15 protein-coding genes are annotated in these 15467 nt (G+C 64.1%); 11 read left to right on the plus strand and 4 right to left on the minus strand.

The window, feature by feature from the left end; all coding sequences use genetic code 11:
* The first annotated feature begins 142 nt into the window (after window positions 1-142).
* Together NOV72_RS17495 and tdh are read left to right on the plus strand one after the other, a co-directional pair.
* Window positions 143-1345, plus strand: a complete 1203-nt coding sequence (locus NOV72_RS17495; protein ID WP_106855862.1) for a glycine C-acetyltransferase — start codon at window positions 143-145, stop codon at window positions 1343-1345.
* 100 nt (window positions 1346-1445) lie between these two features.
* A complete protein-coding gene (gene tdh / locus NOV72_RS17500; RefSeq protein ID WP_106855863.1) occupies window positions 1446-2477 on the plus strand; it encodes an L-threonine 3-dehydrogenase in 1032 nt (343 codons plus the stop codon).
* A gap of 13 nt (window positions 2478-2490) precedes the next feature.
* Here tdh and NOV72_RS17505 read toward each other — a convergent pair whose 3' ends face one another.
* On the minus strand, window positions 2491-3129 hold the full coding sequence (locus NOV72_RS17505; RefSeq protein WP_106855864.1) for a YceI family protein: 639 nt from the start codon (window positions 3127-3129) through the stop codon (window positions 2491-2493).
* A gap of 179 nt (window positions 3130-3308) precedes the next feature.
* Between NOV72_RS17505 and NOV72_RS17510 the strand changes: the two genes are divergently transcribed.
* Window positions 3309-3827 (plus strand): hypothetical protein, encoded by a 519-nt coding sequence (locus NOV72_RS17510; RefSeq protein ID WP_106855865.1) that lies wholly within the window; start codon window positions 3309-3311, stop codon window positions 3825-3827.
* A 27-nt stretch (window positions 3828-3854) separates the two neighbouring features.
* Here the strand turns inward: NOV72_RS17510 and NOV72_RS17515 are convergent, their stop codons facing one another.
* Window positions 3855-4748, minus strand: coding sequence for a LysR substrate-binding domain-containing protein (locus tag NOV72_RS17515; RefSeq protein WP_106855900.1), 894 nt, complete (start codon window positions 4746-4748; stop codon window positions 3855-3857).
* Window positions 4749-4881: 133 nt separating this feature from the next.
* On the opposite strand from NOV72_RS17515, the gene NOV72_RS17520 reads away from it, so the two are divergent.
* The 4 genes from NOV72_RS17520 to NOV72_RS17535 all read left to right on the plus strand — a co-directional run bounded on the left by NOV72_RS17520 (window position 4882) and on the right by NOV72_RS17535 (window position 10195).
* A complete protein-coding gene (locus NOV72_RS17520) occupies window positions 4882-6063 on the plus strand; it encodes a M20 aminoacylase family protein (protein WP_106855866.1) in 1182 nt (393 codons plus the stop codon).
* Between the two features lie 17 nt (window positions 6064-6080).
* Window positions 6081-7406 carry an MFS transporter gene (locus tag NOV72_RS17525; protein WP_106855867.1) on the plus strand — a complete coding sequence of 442 codons (1326 nt, stop codon included), beginning with the start codon at window positions 6081-6083 and terminating at the stop codon, window positions 7404-7406.
* A gap of 142 nt (window positions 7407-7548) precedes the next feature.
* Window positions 7549-9261, plus strand: coding sequence for an IlvD/Edd family dehydratase (locus NOV72_RS17530; protein ID WP_106855868.1), 1713 nt, complete (start codon window positions 7549-7551; stop codon window positions 9259-9261).
* Between the two features lie 13 nt (window positions 9262-9274).
* Complete coding sequence (locus NOV72_RS17535; RefSeq protein ID WP_181291087.1) at window positions 9275-10195, plus strand: dihydrodipicolinate synthase family protein; 921 nt, start codon at window positions 9275-9277, stop codon at window positions 10193-10195.
* A gap of 1 nt (window position 10196) precedes the next feature.
* Here the strand turns inward: NOV72_RS17535 and NOV72_RS17540 are convergent, their stop codons facing one another.
* Together NOV72_RS17540 and NOV72_RS17545 are read right to left on the minus strand one after the other, a co-directional pair.
* The gene (locus tag NOV72_RS17540; protein ID WP_106855869.1) at window positions 10197-11171 is read right to left on the minus strand and encodes a bifunctional helix-turn-helix transcriptional regulator/GNAT family N-acetyltransferase; all 975 of its coding nucleotides are present in this window, start codon (window positions 11169-11171) and stop codon (window positions 10197-10199) included.
* 241 nt (window positions 11172-11412) lie between these two features.
* Window positions 11413-11802: a hypothetical protein gene (locus tag NOV72_RS17545; protein ID WP_146150016.1), complete on the minus strand. Its 390-nt coding sequence runs from the start codon at window positions 11800-11802 to the stop codon at window positions 11413-11415.
* A 199-nt stretch (window positions 11803-12001) separates the two neighbouring features.
* Between NOV72_RS17545 and NOV72_RS17550 the strand changes: the two genes are divergently transcribed.
* The 4 genes from NOV72_RS17550 (at window position 12002) to NOV72_RS17565 (ending at window position 15452) form a co-directional block, all read left to right on the plus strand.
* Entirely contained in the window at window positions 12002-12664 is a 663-nt protein-coding gene (locus tag NOV72_RS17550; RefSeq protein ID WP_106855871.1) for a response regulator, read from the plus strand.
* The gene (locus tag NOV72_RS17555; protein ID WP_106855872.1) at window positions 12661-14040 is read left to right on the plus strand and encodes an ATP-binding protein; all 1380 of its coding nucleotides are present in this window, start codon (window positions 12661-12663) and stop codon (window positions 14038-14040) included. Before NOV72_RS17550 ends, NOV72_RS17555 begins: the two co-directional genes overlap by 4 nt.
* An 80-nt stretch (window positions 14041-14120) precedes the next feature.
* The gene (locus tag NOV72_RS17560) at window positions 14121-14342 is read left to right on the plus strand and encodes a hypothetical protein (RefSeq protein WP_106855873.1); all 222 of its coding nucleotides are present in this window, start codon (window positions 14121-14123) and stop codon (window positions 14340-14342) included.
* A 63-nt stretch (window positions 14343-14405) separates the two neighbouring features.
* The gene (locus tag NOV72_RS17565) at window positions 14406-15452 is read left to right on the plus strand and encodes a Gfo/Idh/MocA family protein (protein ID WP_106855874.1); all 1047 of its coding nucleotides are present in this window, start codon (window positions 14406-14408) and stop codon (window positions 15450-15452) included.
* Window positions 15453-15467 lie beyond the last annotated feature (15 nt).

Genomic DNA, 15467 nt, shown 5'->3' on the forward strand with positions numbered 1-15467 from the left:
TCCCGTAGAGTGTTCGGTATATCGGAAAAACGTTCGAAATATCGAACATGTCCGATGTGGTGAATGCACTATAACAGGGACAAGGGCCGCCCGCGCGCACTGTGCGGGCCGGGCGCTACGATCAGCCAAAACAAGGATAGCGATGAAAGACCGATACCTCTCCCATTTGCGTTCGACGCTGGACGAGATCCGCGCCGCGGGCTTCTACAAAACGGAGCGTGTTATCGCGAGCCCGCAGTCATCGGATATCCGGCTCGCGAACGGAACCGGCGTACTGAACTTCTGCGCGAACAATTACCTCGGTCTTGCCGACGATCGCCGTCTCGTCGAAGCTGCAAAGGCCGGACTCGACGCCGATGGCTTCGGCATGGCGTCCGTGCGGTTCATCTGCGGCACGCAGACCGTGCACAAGGAACTCGAACATGCGGTCGCGCAATTCCTCGGCACCGACGACGCGATTCTCTATTCGAGTTGCTTCGACGCGAACGGCGGCCTTTTCGAGACGCTGTTGACCGAGGAAGACGCCATCATCAGCGACGAGTTGAATCACGCGAGCATCATCGACGGCGTGCGGCTTTCGAAGTCGAAGCGCTTGCGTTACAAGAACAACGACCTCGCGGATCTCGAGGCGCGCCTTCAGGAAGCCGACGCGGCCGGCGCGCGCTTCAAACTGATCGCGACCGATGGCGTCTTCTCGATGGACGGCATCATCGCGAACCTTGCCGGCATTTGCGATCTCGCCGACCGTTACGGCGCGCTCGTCATGGTCGACGATTCGCACGCAGTGGGTTTCATCGGGGAAAACGGGCGGGGCACGCCGGAGCACTGCGGCGTGCTGGACCGTGTGGACATCATCACCGGAACGCTCGGAAAGGCGCTCGGCGGCGCGTCGGGCGGATATGTCGCCGCGCACAAGGAAGTCATCGATCTGCTGCGTCAGCGCAGTCGGCCGTATTTGTTCTCTAATACTTTGGCGCCGAGTATCGCGGCGGCATCGCTGAAAGTGCTCGAATTACTCGACAGCGACGAGGGCGCTGCTCTGCGCCGTCGCGTCCGCGAAAACGGCGCGCACTTCCGCCACGCGATGTCCTCGCTGGGCTTCGATCTGGTTCCCGGCGAACATCCGATCATTCCGGTCATGCTCGGCGATGCGCAACTCGCCTCGAAGATGACCGATGCATTGCTCGAAGAAGGCGTCTATGTCATTGGCTTCTCCTATCCCGTCGTACCCAAGGGACGCGCACGCATTCGTACGCAGATGAGTGCGGCGCATACGCCGGAACAGATCGATCGCGCAGTCGATGCGTTCGCGCGCGTCGGCCGATCGCTCGGCGTCATCGGCTGAGCAAGCCGCGGACCTTTATGCGCATAAAGCACGAGGCACGGGTCACGAGTCCGCAGCCTTCGAAGCAGAACCAGAAGACCAACCGTCAGGATCAAACGTAATGAAAGCCCTCGCCAAACTCGAACGCGCACCCGGCCTCACCTTGACGCGCGTGAAGCGGCCCGAAGTCGGCCACAACGACGTTCTCATCCGCATCCGCAAGACAGCGATTTGCGGCACCGACATCCACATCTGGAAATGGGACGACTGGGCGCAGAAGACGATTCCTGTGCCGATGCATGTCGGTCACGAGTATGTCGGCGAAATCGTGGAAATGGGTCAGGAAGTACGCGGATTCGCCATCGGCGATCGCGTGTCTGGCGAAGGCCATATCACCTGCGGTTTCTGTCGCAACTGTCGCGCGGGCCGTCGCCATCTGTGCCGCAATACAGTCGGCGTCGGGGTGAATCGCGAAGGCGCCTTTGCGGAATTTCTCGTGATTCCCGCGTTCAACGCATTCAAGATTCCGCCCGATATCTCCGACGACCTCGCCGCCATCTTCGATCCGTTCGGCAATGCGACGCACACGGCACTTTCTTTCAATCTCGTCGGTGAAGACGTGCTGATCACCGGCGCCGGGCCGATTGGCGTGATGGCCGCCGCGATCGCGCGGCATGTCGGCGCACGCAACGTCGTCATCACCGATGTCAACGACTATCGCCTCGAACTTGCACGCAAGATGGGCGCGACGCGCGCGGTCAATGTGGCGAACGAAGACTTGCGCGACGTGATGAGCGAACTCGGCATGACCGAGGGCTTCGACGTCGGTCTGGAAATGTCCGGCGTGCCGAGCGCATTCACGGCAATGCTCGAATCGATGAATCACGGTGGCAAGATCGCACTGCTCGGCATTCCGCCGGCGCAGACCGCGATCGACTGGAATCAAGTGATCTTCAAGGGCCTCGAAATCAAGGGCATTTACGGACGGGAGATGTTCGAGACCTGGTACAAGATGGTCGCGATGCTGCAAAGCGGTCTCGACTTGTCGCCGATCCTCACGCACACCTTTCCTGTCGACGACTATCAGCAGGCGTTCGACACGATGCTCTCCGGCAACAGCGGCAAAGTCGTGCTGGATTGGACTACGGCGTGAAATACGCTGCTCGTCATTGAGCAGAATCCGCCGGCGGCTTCGAGAACTCGGCCTGGATGGCGACGTGCACATCGTCGCCGACGGCCGGATACCACGTCGTCAATCCGAACTGCGCGCGGCTGAAATGTCCGTCGGCCGAAAAGCCCAGCGTTTCCTGCTTTGTGAGCGGATTGATCGCGTGCCCGTTGAAAGTCACGTTCAGCGTGACCGGCTTCGTCGTGCCGCGTATCGTCAGATCGCCAGTCAATACGCCCTTGTCATCGCCGGTGCGCTGGAACGCCGTGCTGGCAAAGACGATGCTCGGATAACGCTCGACATCGAACATGTCGGGCCCTTTCAACATGCGATCGAGCAATGGCACGTTGGTGTTGACGCTCGACGCGTCGATGGTCGCTCGCACCGTGCTTGCGGACATTCCGTCCGCATTCCAGTCGAGTTGTGCCGTTGTCTTGTCGAATCGGATGACGAAGCGCGAGTAGTGAAAATGATCGACGTCGAAGCTCACGTTCCAGTGATGCGGATCGAGCTGATATCGCCCCGGCGGCACGCTCGATTCGCTCGACGACACGCGATGCGTGACGACCTGCAGCGGCGTACACGCCATCAATGCGGCCGCCGCCAGAAATGGAACGAGACGCTTATAAACGTTCATCGCGCTTTGCCTCGAATACAAGAAAGATTTCGACAAGTTTCGCCGAGATCGTAAAAGCCTGCGCAATCCGTCACGCGCTTTTCGTCAGCACACACGAAAATGCGGCGATCAGGTAGAGTTCGCCTCGACCTTCATCTTAAAAAAAGGCGCCATCGCGGACGCGCGACGGCGGAGAACCCATGCGCACAGGGCTGTCCCGTTTCCGAAACTTTCGCGCGCACTTGCTGACGGCCATCGCTCTCGCAGCGTCGGCCTGGACGCCCGCCGCTCACGCGAGCTGGTGTGGCGACGGTCTCTGGCTCGACGCGATGGTCGCCTCACATCACTTTCACCCGGACAAGGACTTCGAACAGTTCAATCCGGGCATCGGCGTGGAATGCTGGGTCGCGCCGCAATGGGCGGTGACGGGCGGCTACTTTCGCAACTCGCTCTCGAAGCCGTCGTTTTATGGCGGTGGCGTCTGGGGTCCGGACTTTCTTCACTGGAACTACATCAGGCTCGCGGTGATGGCCGGTCTCATTTCCGGCTATGACTACGGCAGCTACGGCATCGGGCATAACCATACGGTCGGTCCCGTGGCCGCGCCGCTCATCATGCTCGAATACAAGCACGTCGGCGCGAACATCATCCTGATTCCGCCGATTCCTTCGAGCGATCTTCCCTTCACGCTCGGTTTCATGCTCAGAGTGAAATTCTAGGGAATCCGAACTAAATCAAGTCGCCCGTCAAAGCGAACGCGCCGCATGCTGCAGGCATTCCAGGAACACGGTCGCGGCGGGCGTCAACGGACTATCCCGCCGCGTCACGACTCTCACCGACACCGCCGGCAACGGATCCGCGATCGGGAAAATGGCAAGCCCTTCGCTGACCCACGGATGTTCGAGCAATGCGGCGGGCAGCGCGGCCAGCACATCCGATCCGCGCAACAAGCCATGCGCGATGATGAAACTCGGACACTCGATCACGCGATTCGGCACCGCCAGGCCGCGCTCGGCATACGAATTGAGCAGCGCCTGCGTCGAACTTTCCGGCGACGGATTCAGCAACCATTCGGCATCCGACAGTTCCGCCAGCGACGTGCAGTGCCGCAACGGATGATCCGCGCGTCCGACAATGGCCGAGCGGCTCTCATACAGTTCGATGTGATCGAACTCCGGCGCGAGATGCTCGGGCACCACGACCGCGACGACGAAGTCGAGCGAGCCGTCGCGCAAACGCGGCATCGCGACGCCCGGAAAGCCTTCGATGAAACTCACGCGCGCGTTCGGCATTTGCCGGCGGAACGCGCGATAAGCCTGCGGCAGTATCGATAACGCAGCCGTCGGCGTGACCGCCGCGCTCACGCTTCCCGCACCCGCGCCGTTCATCTGCATGATGTCGTCTTCGGCGCGGCGCACTTCGCTCAGGATGAGATGCGCGCGCACGCGCAACTGCTGCCCGAACGCGGTCAACTGCACGCCGCGTGCGGTGCGCAGAACGAGCGGCACGCCGAGATCCTGCTCCAGTTCCTTGATCGCTTTCGTCAGCGCCGCCTGCGACAAATGAAGCGCGCGTGCCGCCGCGCGGATGCTGCCTTGCTCGGCCGTCGTCAGAAACGCGCGCAACTGGTGGATCTTCATGCTCATGGGCGACACCTAAGGGTTAGCACCGACAACTAATCGTATTCACGCAATAAATTTACCGTCTTTTGGTTTGCTTTTAGGCTTTATATGCTTGGACCACGTTGATTTCGCATCGAGCAAGGAGTGTCACATGCTGTCAGTCGAGCCCGTCATCCCCGGCATTGCCGCCATCGCACCGGAATTCGTCGATGTGCGCCGGCGCATTCACGCGCATCCCGAACTTGCGTATGAAGAGACGCAGACGAGCGATCTCGTCGCCGGATTGCTCGCGCAATGGGGCTACGAAGTGCATCGCGGGTTGGGCAAGACGGGCGTCGTCGGCGTCTTGACGGAGGGCGCGGGCGGCAAGCGCATCGGCCTGCGCGCGGACATGGACGCATTGCCGATCGAGGAAGCGACCGGCCTGCCGTACACCAGCAAGCACGCGCGCACGATGCACGCATGCGGCCACGACGGCCACACCGCCATGTTGCTGTGCGCCGCGCGCTATCTCGCCGAGAGCCGCCAGTTCTCGGGCACGCTGATCGTGATCTTCCAGCCCGCCGAGGAAGGCGAGGCGGGCGCCCGCGCGATGATCGAAGACGGCCTCTTCGAAAAGTTTCCGTGCGATGCCGTGTTCGGCCTGCACAACATGCCCGGCCTGCCCGCGGGCGACATGTTCTTCACGCCGGGCCCGGGCATGGCCTCGTCGGACCGCGTGAACATCACGGTGCGCGGCGTCGGCGGTCACGGCGCGATGCCGCACGTCGCGTGCGATCCGATGCCCGCCGTCGCGTCGATCATGCTCGGGCTCAACAGCATCGTCGCGCGCGAAGTGGATGCGCAAAAGCCCGCCGTCGTCACCGTCGGCAGCGTGCAGGCGGGCGAGGCGTGCAACGTGATCCCCGAGACCGCGCTGATGAAGCTCTCGGTGCGCGCACTCGACGCCAACGTGCGCAAGCAGCTCCAGGAACGCATCACGGCGCTCGCGAACGCGCAGGCGCTCGCGTTCGGCTGCACGGCCGAGATCGATTACGAACTCGGCTATCCGGTGCTCGTGAATCACGCCGGACCGACCGCCTTCGCCACCGATGTCGCGACGAAAATGCTCGGCGCGCAACGCGTCGAACCTGCCGCGCGGCCGCTGATGGGCAGCGAGGACTTCGCGTTCATGCTCGAAGCCTGTCCGGGCACGTATGCGTGGATCGGCAACGGCGTCGGCTCGAAGGGCGGCTGCATGGTCCACAACCCGGCCTACGATTTCAACGACGACATCCTCGCGATCGGTGCGAGCTACTGGGTGCGCCTGGCCGAAGCCTGGCTCGCCGACTGATCCCTTCGGAGCACATCATGAACGCACCCACCCTCGCCAGCGCGCCGGCGAATGCATCGACGAAGACGAGCCGCGCAGCGCGCACGCGGCTCGTCATGGCGGCGGCCGTCGGCAACGCGCTCGAGTTCTACGACTTCACCGTCTATGCGTTCTTTGCGCTCGTCATCGGCAAGGTGTTCTTTCCGGTGAACGATCCGGTCGGCCAGTTGCTGCTCGCGGTCGCGAGCTTCGGCGTCGGGTTTTTTACGCGGCCCGTGGGCGGCCTGCTAATCGGCATGTACGCCGACCGCGCCGGCCGCAAGAAGGCGATGCTGCTCACGCTCGGCCTGATGGCGCTCGGCACCGCGATGATCGCCGCCGCGCCGACGTTCGCGCAGGTCGGTATCGCGGCGCCGGTGATTCTCGTGATCGCGCGCCTGATTCAGGGCTTTTCGGCGGGCGGCGAAGTGGGCGCATCGACCACGCTTCTGCTCGAACAGGCGCCGTCGAATCGACGCGGTTTCTACGCTTCGTGGCAGTTCGCGAGCCAGGGACTCTCGGCGCTCGCGGGCGCGCTGACGGGCGTCGCGCTGACGGCGACGCTCTCGGCGTCGCAACTCGAAAGCTGGGGCTGGCGCGTGCCGTTCGTCGTCGGCACCGCGATCGTGCCGGTCGGCTGGTGGCTGCGCCGCACGATGGAAGAAGCGCCGCGCGAATCCATCGAAGCCGCGCCGAAAGCGCCGAAAGCGCCGAAGCTGCCGCTCGTCACCGTGCTGCGCGAGCATGGCCGCGCGGTGCTCAACGGCCTCGGTCTCACGATCGGCGGCACGTCGGCGCACTTCATCATCGTGTTCTATCTGTCGATCTACGGCGTGAAGACGCTCGGCCTGCCGGGCTGGACGGCAATGCTCTCCGGCTGCGTATCGGGTGCGATTCTCTTCGTCGTCGCGCCGATCGGCGGCTATCTGTCGGATCGAATCGGCCGCAACAAGCTCGCGCAGACGACGCGCATTCTGCTCATGCTCGCGATCTGGCCGGCCTTCGTCATCCTGAATAAATCGCCGACGGCCGGCACGCTGCTCGCGGTCGTCACGGTGCTTTCGATCGTGCATTCGCTCAATGTCGGCCCGACCGGCGCGATGCTCGGCGAACTGTTCCCGCGTTCGGTGCGGGCGACGGGCGCGGCGATCGTCTACAGTCTCGGCGTCGCGATCTTCGGCGGCTTTGCGCAGTTTTTCGTGACGTCGCTGATCGTCATCACGAAGAGCGTGATGGCGCCCGCGTGGTACGTGATCGGCTGCGGCGTGCTGTCCGTGATCGCCGTGGCGTGCATGCGCGACAGAGCGAAGGAAGCGCTCGACTGATCGTCGAAATCTTGCGATTCGCGCGCGCCGGATGCGAAGCGAGGTGTATAACTCGACGTATCCGGGTTTCGAAAGGCCGCCCACGCGGCCTTTTTTCACTGGATCCCACACTATGAAGAACGCGCGATAGAAGGGGACATCCATGCGCAGACTCCGCTCGCAAAGCTGGTTCGGCGGCAACGACAAAGACGCCTTCATTCACCGCTCGTGGATGAAAAATCAGGGCATTCCTCACGATCAGTTCGATGGCCGGCCGGTCATCGGCATCTGCAATACGTGGTCGGAACTCACGCCCTGCAACGCGCATTTCCGCGAGCTCGCCGAATACGTGAAGCGCGGCGTGCGCGAAGCGGGCGGGCTGCCGCTCGAATTTCCCGTGATGTCGCTCGGCGAATCGAATCTGCGGCCCACGGCCATGCTGTTCCGCAATCTCGCGTCGATGGACGTCGAAGAGTCGATTCGCGGCAATCCTATCGACGGCGTCATTCTGCTCGTCGGCTGCGACAAGACCACGCCCGCGCTGCTGATGGGCGCGGCGTCGTGCAATCTGCCCGCGCTCGCGGTATCGGGCGGGCCGATGTTGAACGGGCGCTTTCGCGGCGGCACGATCGGCTCGGGCACGGGCGTCTGGCAGATGTCGGAGGAAGTGCGCGCGGGCAAGATGACGCAGGAAGCGTTCGTCGAAGCCGAGTCGTGCATGAACCGCTCGCGCGGCCATTGCATGACGATGGGCACCGCATCGACCATGGCGTCGATGGTCGAAGCGCTCGGCATGGGCCTGCCGCACAACGCCGCGATTCCCGCCGTCGACGCGCGCCGTCAGGTGCTCGCGCATATGGCGGGACGGCGCATCGTCGACATGGTCAAAGAGGATCTCACGATGGACAAGATCCTCACGCGCGAGGCTTTCGAGAACGCGATCCGCACGAACGCGGCCATCGGCGGATCGACGAATGCGGTCGTGCATCTGATCGCGCTGGCGAAGCGTATCGGCGTGGAACTTAAGCTCGAAGACTGGGAGCTCGGCTCCGAGGTGCCGTGTCTCGTGAACCTGCAACCATCGGGCGAGTATCTGATGGAAGACTTCTATTACGCGGGCGGCTTGCCCGCGGTGCTGCGTCAGCTCGGCGAACAAGGCTTGCTGCATCGCGATGCGCTCACGGTGAACGGCCGCGCGATCTGGGACAACGTGAGCGAAGCGCCGAACTACGACGAGAAGGTCATCACCACGTTCGAACAGCCGTTCAAGCCGCACGCGGGCATCGCGGTGCTGAAGGGCAATCTCGCGCCGAACGGCGCGGTCATCAAGCCATCGGCGGCGACGCAATCCCTGCTGAAGCATCGCGGGCGCGCGGTCGTGTTCGAGAACGTCGAAGCGTTGCACGCGAAAGTCGACGACGATTCGCTCGACATCGACGAGCACTGCGTCATGGTGCTGAAGGGCGCGGGACCGAAGGGTTATCCGGGTTTCGCGGAAGTCGGCAACATGCCGCTGCCGAAGAAGGTGCTGCAAAAGGGCATCACCGACATGGTGCGCATTTCCGATGGCCGCATGAGCGGCACGGCATACGGCGCGGTCGTGCTGCATGTTTCGCCGGAAGCGGCGGCGGGCGGACCGCTCGCGCTCGTGCAGACCGGCGACATGATCGAACTCGATGTCGCGGCGCGCCGTCTGCATCTCGAAGTCTCCGACGAAGAGCTGGCGAAGCGCCGCGCCGCATGGCAGGCGCCCGAGCTGCCGAAGCGCGGCTATTACCGCCTGTATGTGGAGCACGTCTTGCAGGCGGATCAGGGCGCGGACCTCGATTTCCTCGTCGGTTCGAGCGGCGCGCCCGTGCCGCGCGATTCGCATTGAGCGGAGGCGATCGATGTCCGTACATGCAACGCCGCCGTCCGGCATGTGGCCCGTGCTCTATGCCTATTTCGACGCGCTCAACCGGCTCGACCGCGACGCCACACGCAAACAGATCGACGCGACCATTGCGGCGGGCGCGCCCGCCATCGTCACGCTGGGTCTCGCAACCGAAGTGAATCGTCTGTCCGACGCCGAAAAGCGCACGATGATCGACGACTGCGCCGCGCACATCGCGGGACGCGTGCCGCTCGCGGTCACGATCACCGGCGACAGCGTCGAGCGGCAAGTCGCGCTCGCCGACTATGCGCAGGAACGCGGCGCGTCGTGGCTCATTCTTCAGCCGCCATCGATGCGCGGCGAGCCCGAGGCCTTCTACTACGAGTTCTTCGCGTCCGTGCTCGAACGCACCGGCGCGAACGCGGGCATTCAGAACGCGCCGGAATATCTCGGCGTCGGTCTGTCCGCCGATTCGATCGCCGCGCTCGCGGCCGAGCGGCCCAACTTCCGTCTGCTCAAAGGCGAAGGCCCGGCCGTGACGATCCGCGCGACCATCGAACGTTTGCGCGCGCTCGAACAGACGCTTGCGGTGTTCAACGGGCGCGGCGGACAGGAACTCGTCGACAATTTGCGCGCGGGCTGCGACGGACTGATCGTCGCGCCGGACGCGTACGATCGTCAGGTCGCGATTTATCAGGCGTTCGCCGAAGGGCGCGAGCACGACGCAGAGTCGCTGTATGCGGACACGCTGCCGGAAATCGTCTTCGTGATGCAGTCCCTGGAAACGCTCACCTGTTACGGCAAGCGCATCGCGGCATGGCGCATGGGCTTCGATGTCGTACACGATCGCGGCGCGCGGCCGAGCCCGTTCGGCATCGAATGCGCGCGGCGCTTCGCGCAACACCTCGGGCCGGCAACGCGCGTCTTGCGCCGATGAATCATCGGACCGGGCGGCGCGCGAAGCGCTGCTCGGTCACCGGCGTGCCCCAGCGCGCGCCTTCGGCTTCGTCGGTCAAGGTGAAGCCGAAGGACTCGTACAGATGGCGCGCCGTGTCGAGACTCTTGAAGGTCCAGAGATACGTCTCGTCGTAGTGCGCATCGACGAAGTCCATCGCGCGCGCCATCAATTGCCGGCCCATGCCGCTGCGGCGCAATGCATCGTCGACGATGAACCAGCGCAGATGCGCGACGCGCGTCGACGCATCGCCGTCGATCGCCAGCGAGCCGAGCGTGCGCTCGCCCTCCACGACGAGCCACAGCGCCTTGCCGGGCGCGGGCAGGCTTTCGGCGAACGCGGCCAGTTCCGTCGCGACCTTGCGCTCGAAGAACACGCCGAAGCCCGCATGATGCGCATAGAAGCGCGCGTGCAGGCTCGCCACGTCGCCGATGCAGCCCGGCCGATACCCCTCGACGATCCGCGCGCCGTGCGCATGCGCGGCGTGCGGCGTCTTGCGATCGTGACTGTGCGCGAGCGCATCGGCGTAGAGCGCGAGCGAGCGCACGAGCGTCTGCTGATCTTCGGGCACCATGCGGCGCAGCGCATCGGAAACCTGATCGGTCGCGAACTTGTCGATTTTTCTGCGCAGCTTCTGGCCTGACGTCGTGAGATACAGCTCGGACGAGCGCGCATCCACGCCCGATGTCTGCCGCGCGATGAGCCCCGCCGCTTCGAGCCGCGCGATCTGCCGGCTCGCGTTGGACTTGTCCAGCCGCAGAATCTGCGCGATATCGCGTGCCTGAATGCCGGGCGTCGCGCCGATCTCGATGATCGCGTGCACCGCCGATGGCGCAAGGCCGCTGTCCGCGAGCGTGTTGCGCATGAAGCCCAGTTCGCGCACGAGTTTGCGCGAGAACTCACGCAGTTCGAGGATGGTTTTGTCGCGCGGCTGAACGGGTGTGTCGATGAAATCCATGACGTCTCCATCGGTTGCGAAGCGCAACCACATCCGTTCAATTTAGTTGCGGATTGCAACTTTCGCAAGAAAAATCGCGCTCCCGAAAGAACTCACCTTTGGCGGCGATCGCCCGAATCTTGATAGATGCTTAGGTAAGCAAACTAATTACTATTGAAATGCCCGTGACGCGAGGAAATCGTCGTGGACGAAAAAAACCCGGCGGAGAAGCCGGACGAAGGCGATCGGGCGAATTCCGAGTTCACTCCCGACCGCGTGGCACTCTGGCGGACGCCGCCGTGCGCGGACAATCTCGTGCGGCGCTCAGCCGTGAGCCTGCCGGATGAAGTTCCACATGAAGTTGCACGAGCCAGCCGCCGGGACAGCTTCCGTCGATCACGAGCCGGTCCGCGGCCCATGCGATGCGATGCGCCGTGCGGGCGGCATCGAATGCGAGCTTCGCGATGCGCCGCACGACGATCACGATGCCCAAGGCGCTCGCGAGCGTCGCCACGCGCATGGCGGTGTGTTCGAGCGCATGCACGTGGCCCGAGCAGCCGCATACCGTGAGCCACGCGGCATCCGACACGGCGATGCACAACGCGATCAGCACGGTATTCGCACGCAGGGCAACGAGAGTGGACGATCGCACCGGCATCTCCGGGTCGCGCGGCCGCGAATCGGCGCGCTCGACGGTATAGTGCGGGGATGAAGCTTATGCAATGCTTAAGCAGAACGCGCGCAACGCCGACAACGAAGCCGCGATGTGCGGCGGCGCGCATGGCTTAAGCGCCGCGTAAGCGTGCAGGCCCGAGAATCGGTGGGCATTGGTTCGAGCCTGGAGAAAGCGCATGCGCCTGTTAGTGGTGGAGGACGACGAGATGATCGCGGAGAGCGTGCTCGCTGCATTGCGCCGCGCGAACTACACCGTGGACTGGGCACAGGACGGCCGCGCGGCGGAGCTTTCGCTTGGCAACGGCGTGTACGACCTCGTGCTGCTGGACCTGACTTTGCCCCGGCGCGACGGCCTCGACGTGCTCGGCGCCTATCGCAAGAATGGCGGCGATGCGCCCGTGATGATCCTGACGGCGCGCGATGCAGTCGATGACCGCATCCGTGGACTCGATGCCGGCGCGGACGACTACCTCATGAAGCCCTTCGATCTCGACGAACTCGCCGCCCGCGTGCGCGCGCTTCTGAGACGCCGCACGGGCCACAAGCATCCGGTGTACTCCCACGGCGAACTGAGCCTCGATCCCGCCGCGCACGAAGCCAGCAAGGGCGGCGTCGCGCTCAATCTCGTGCCGCGTGAGTTCGCGCTGTTGCAGGCGCTGATCGAGGAGCCGTCGCGCGTGTTTCGCCGACCGGAACTCGAAGAGAAGCTGTACGGCTGGGGCGAGGAGATCGGCAGCAACGCGATCGAAGTCCACGTGCACAGCTTGCGGCGCAAGATCGGCGCGGAGGAAATCGTGACCGTGCGCGGCGTGGGTTATCGACTGAAGAGGGTCGGATGACGTCCATTCGCCGATGGCTGCTCGGATGGCTCATTTGCGGCCTCGGCATCGCCTGTCTGATCGCGGGCGTCGGCATATTCAGCACCGCGCGGCTGGAAGCGGGCGAGCTCTTCGACTACGAGCTGCGCACCGTCGCACTCTCGCTGCCGCACAACATCGACGCCGACGACGTCGCGCAGGGGCGCAATCCCGAACTGCACGGCATTTCGGACGACCGGCTCGTCATCGACATTTGGGACCGCTCGGGCCGGCTCATTTATCACTCGCCGCACGAGCCTGCGCTGCCGCGCCTGGGCGTCGGCTTCGAATCCGCCGAGCGCGAAGGCTTTCGCTGGCGGGCGTTCGGCGTCGAGCAGCCGGACCGCTTCGTGCAGGTCGCGCAGCCGTATTACATTCGCGACGACCTCGCCATTTCGCTCGCGCTGCGCACGATCTGGCCGCTCGCCGTGCTGATTCCGGTGATCGTCGTGATCGTGCTTTTCGTCGTCGCGCGCGGGCTTTCGCCGGTGCGCTGGCTGTCGCACTCGGTCGCCGCGCGTTCGCCGGAGTCGCTCGAACCCATCGCGTTCGACAAGCCGATGCCCGACGAACTGCATCCGCTCGTCAACGCATTGAATGATTTGCTCGCGCGTCTGGGCGACGCGTCGCAGGCGCAGCGCACGTTCGTCGCGGATGCGGCGCACGAACTGCGCACGCCGCTCACGGCGCTCAAGCTGCAAATCCAGGGCGCGATCGGCGACGGTTCGCTTCAGGTCGATGCCGCGACGATCGCGAAAATCGACGGCCGCTTGAACCGCCTCATCCATCTCGCGCAGCAATTGCTCAGCATGGCGCGCGAGGATGCCGCGCGCGAGGCGGCCATCGCACCGATGAGCCTGCGCACGCTGTGCGAAAGCCGCGTGAGCGATTTTTCCTTGCTGGCCGAAGCCCGTTCGATCGACCTCGGCCTCGAACTCGAACAGGCGCGGGGCGAGCACGACGCGTTCACGATCATGGGCGATACGCACGCGCTCGCCGTGCTCGTGAACAATCTGCTCGACAACGCGATCCGGCATACGCCGTGCGGCGGCCGCGTCGACGTGACGTTGCGGCGCGAAAGCGAACGTATCGCGCTGACCGTGCTCGACTCAGGTCCAGGCATTGCGGAAAGCGAGATCGATCGCGTATGCGACCGCTTTTATCGCTGCGCCGGCACGTCGGGGCATGGCGGCGGACTCGGCCTTGCGATCGCGCTGCGCGTCGCGCAACGGCATCACGCGACGCTCGAAATCACGAATCGCGTTGACGCGAGCGGGCTTATCGTCAGAGTGCGCGGCTTGCGGGCGATTCCGTCGACAGCCCACGCGAAGGATATCGTCAGTGGAATGCATGCCTGAATGAAAGCGCAAGAAGCGGGGCGTCGCGCGTGTCGGGCGCGATCACGCTTGTCCTTTCATCGCTTCATGCCGGGCTTATCATGAAGACGTTCTTCCTTCTATGCGTATGTCTCGTGTGGACCGGCGCCGCGTCTGCGGCCGATGCCGCAGCACCCGACGCGGCTTCCGCTGCGGCATCCGAGCCCAGGACGCTGAAAGAGCGCCTCGGCGACAAGGCGAGCGACGAACAACGCGTCGACAATTGCCGCGTGCCCGCCGATCAACGCGGCACGAAGGTTCGCCCCGACCGATGCGCGCCCTGATGCGCAGGCGAATGTGTTACCTTTCGAGGATGAACCATTTGGTACAAACTCAAGGAGCCCGCCTTGTCTTCTGCTCAAACTTCATCCGTCCTGCGCCTCGGCATTCTCGGCGGCGCGAACATCGCAAGGCAGTTCGCGCGTGACGTCAGGCCGAGCGAGCGCGTGCGCGTCGTCGCCGTCGCGAGCCGCAGCGACGAGAACGCGAAAGCCTTCGCGGAAGCGAACGGCATCGAAAGCTGGTTCGGCAGCTATGACGCGCTGCTCGCAAGTCCGGATATCGATGCCGTCTATATTCCGCTGCCCAACAGCCTGCATGCCGAATGGGCGATCAAAGCGGCGGATCACGGCAAGCACATCCTGTGCGAAAAGCCGCTCGCGCTCGATCGCGACGAAGCCGCGCGCATGTTCGAAGCCGCCGATCGCAACGGCGTGATGCTGCTCGAATCGTTCCCGTACTACTTCCAGCCGCAGACCGCCGCGATGATGACGTTGATCGGCGAAGGCGCGATTGGCGAAGTGCGCGCGATTCAGGCGTGCTTCGGCTTTACGGTGGGCAATCCCGGCGCGAACATCCGCATGAAGCCCGAGCTCGGCGGCGGCGCGCTGCTCGACGCGGGCAGCTATCCGCTGAGCTTCATCCGTCTCGTAATGGGAAGCGCGCCGCAGCGCGTCGATGCGATCGCGACGTGGGCGGACAGCAAGGTGGACATCAGTCTCATGGCGACGCTCACTTATGCCGATGGCCGTCGCGCACAAGTCTCGTGTTCGATGGACGCGGCGAATCATCGTTACGCGACGATCATCGGTTCGCAGGGGACCATCGACACCGAGTATCTCAATTACACGAGCGCGGAAACGGCCGGCGACCGTTACGGCTATCTGCCGAGCCAGATGCGCGTGCGGCGCGGCATACCGAATTCGGTGCCGTTCGAGCCGGTTGCCTCCGATGTCGGCAGCGGCTTCTTCTTCGCGGCGGAAAGCTTCGCGCGCATGGTCGCGGCGCGCGACGCCGCTGCGATCGAGTACTACGCGCAAGTGAGCCTCGACAATGCCGCGACGCTCGCGGCGATCATCGAAAGCGCGCGCGGCGGGAAGTCTGTGACGCTCTGAGCGACGAGCCTCATG

Source organism: Caballeronia novacaledonica (genome assembly GCF_900258035.1).
Taxonomy (GTDB): domain Bacteria; phylum Pseudomonadota; class Gammaproteobacteria; order Burkholderiales; family Burkholderiaceae; genus Caballeronia; species Caballeronia novacaledonica.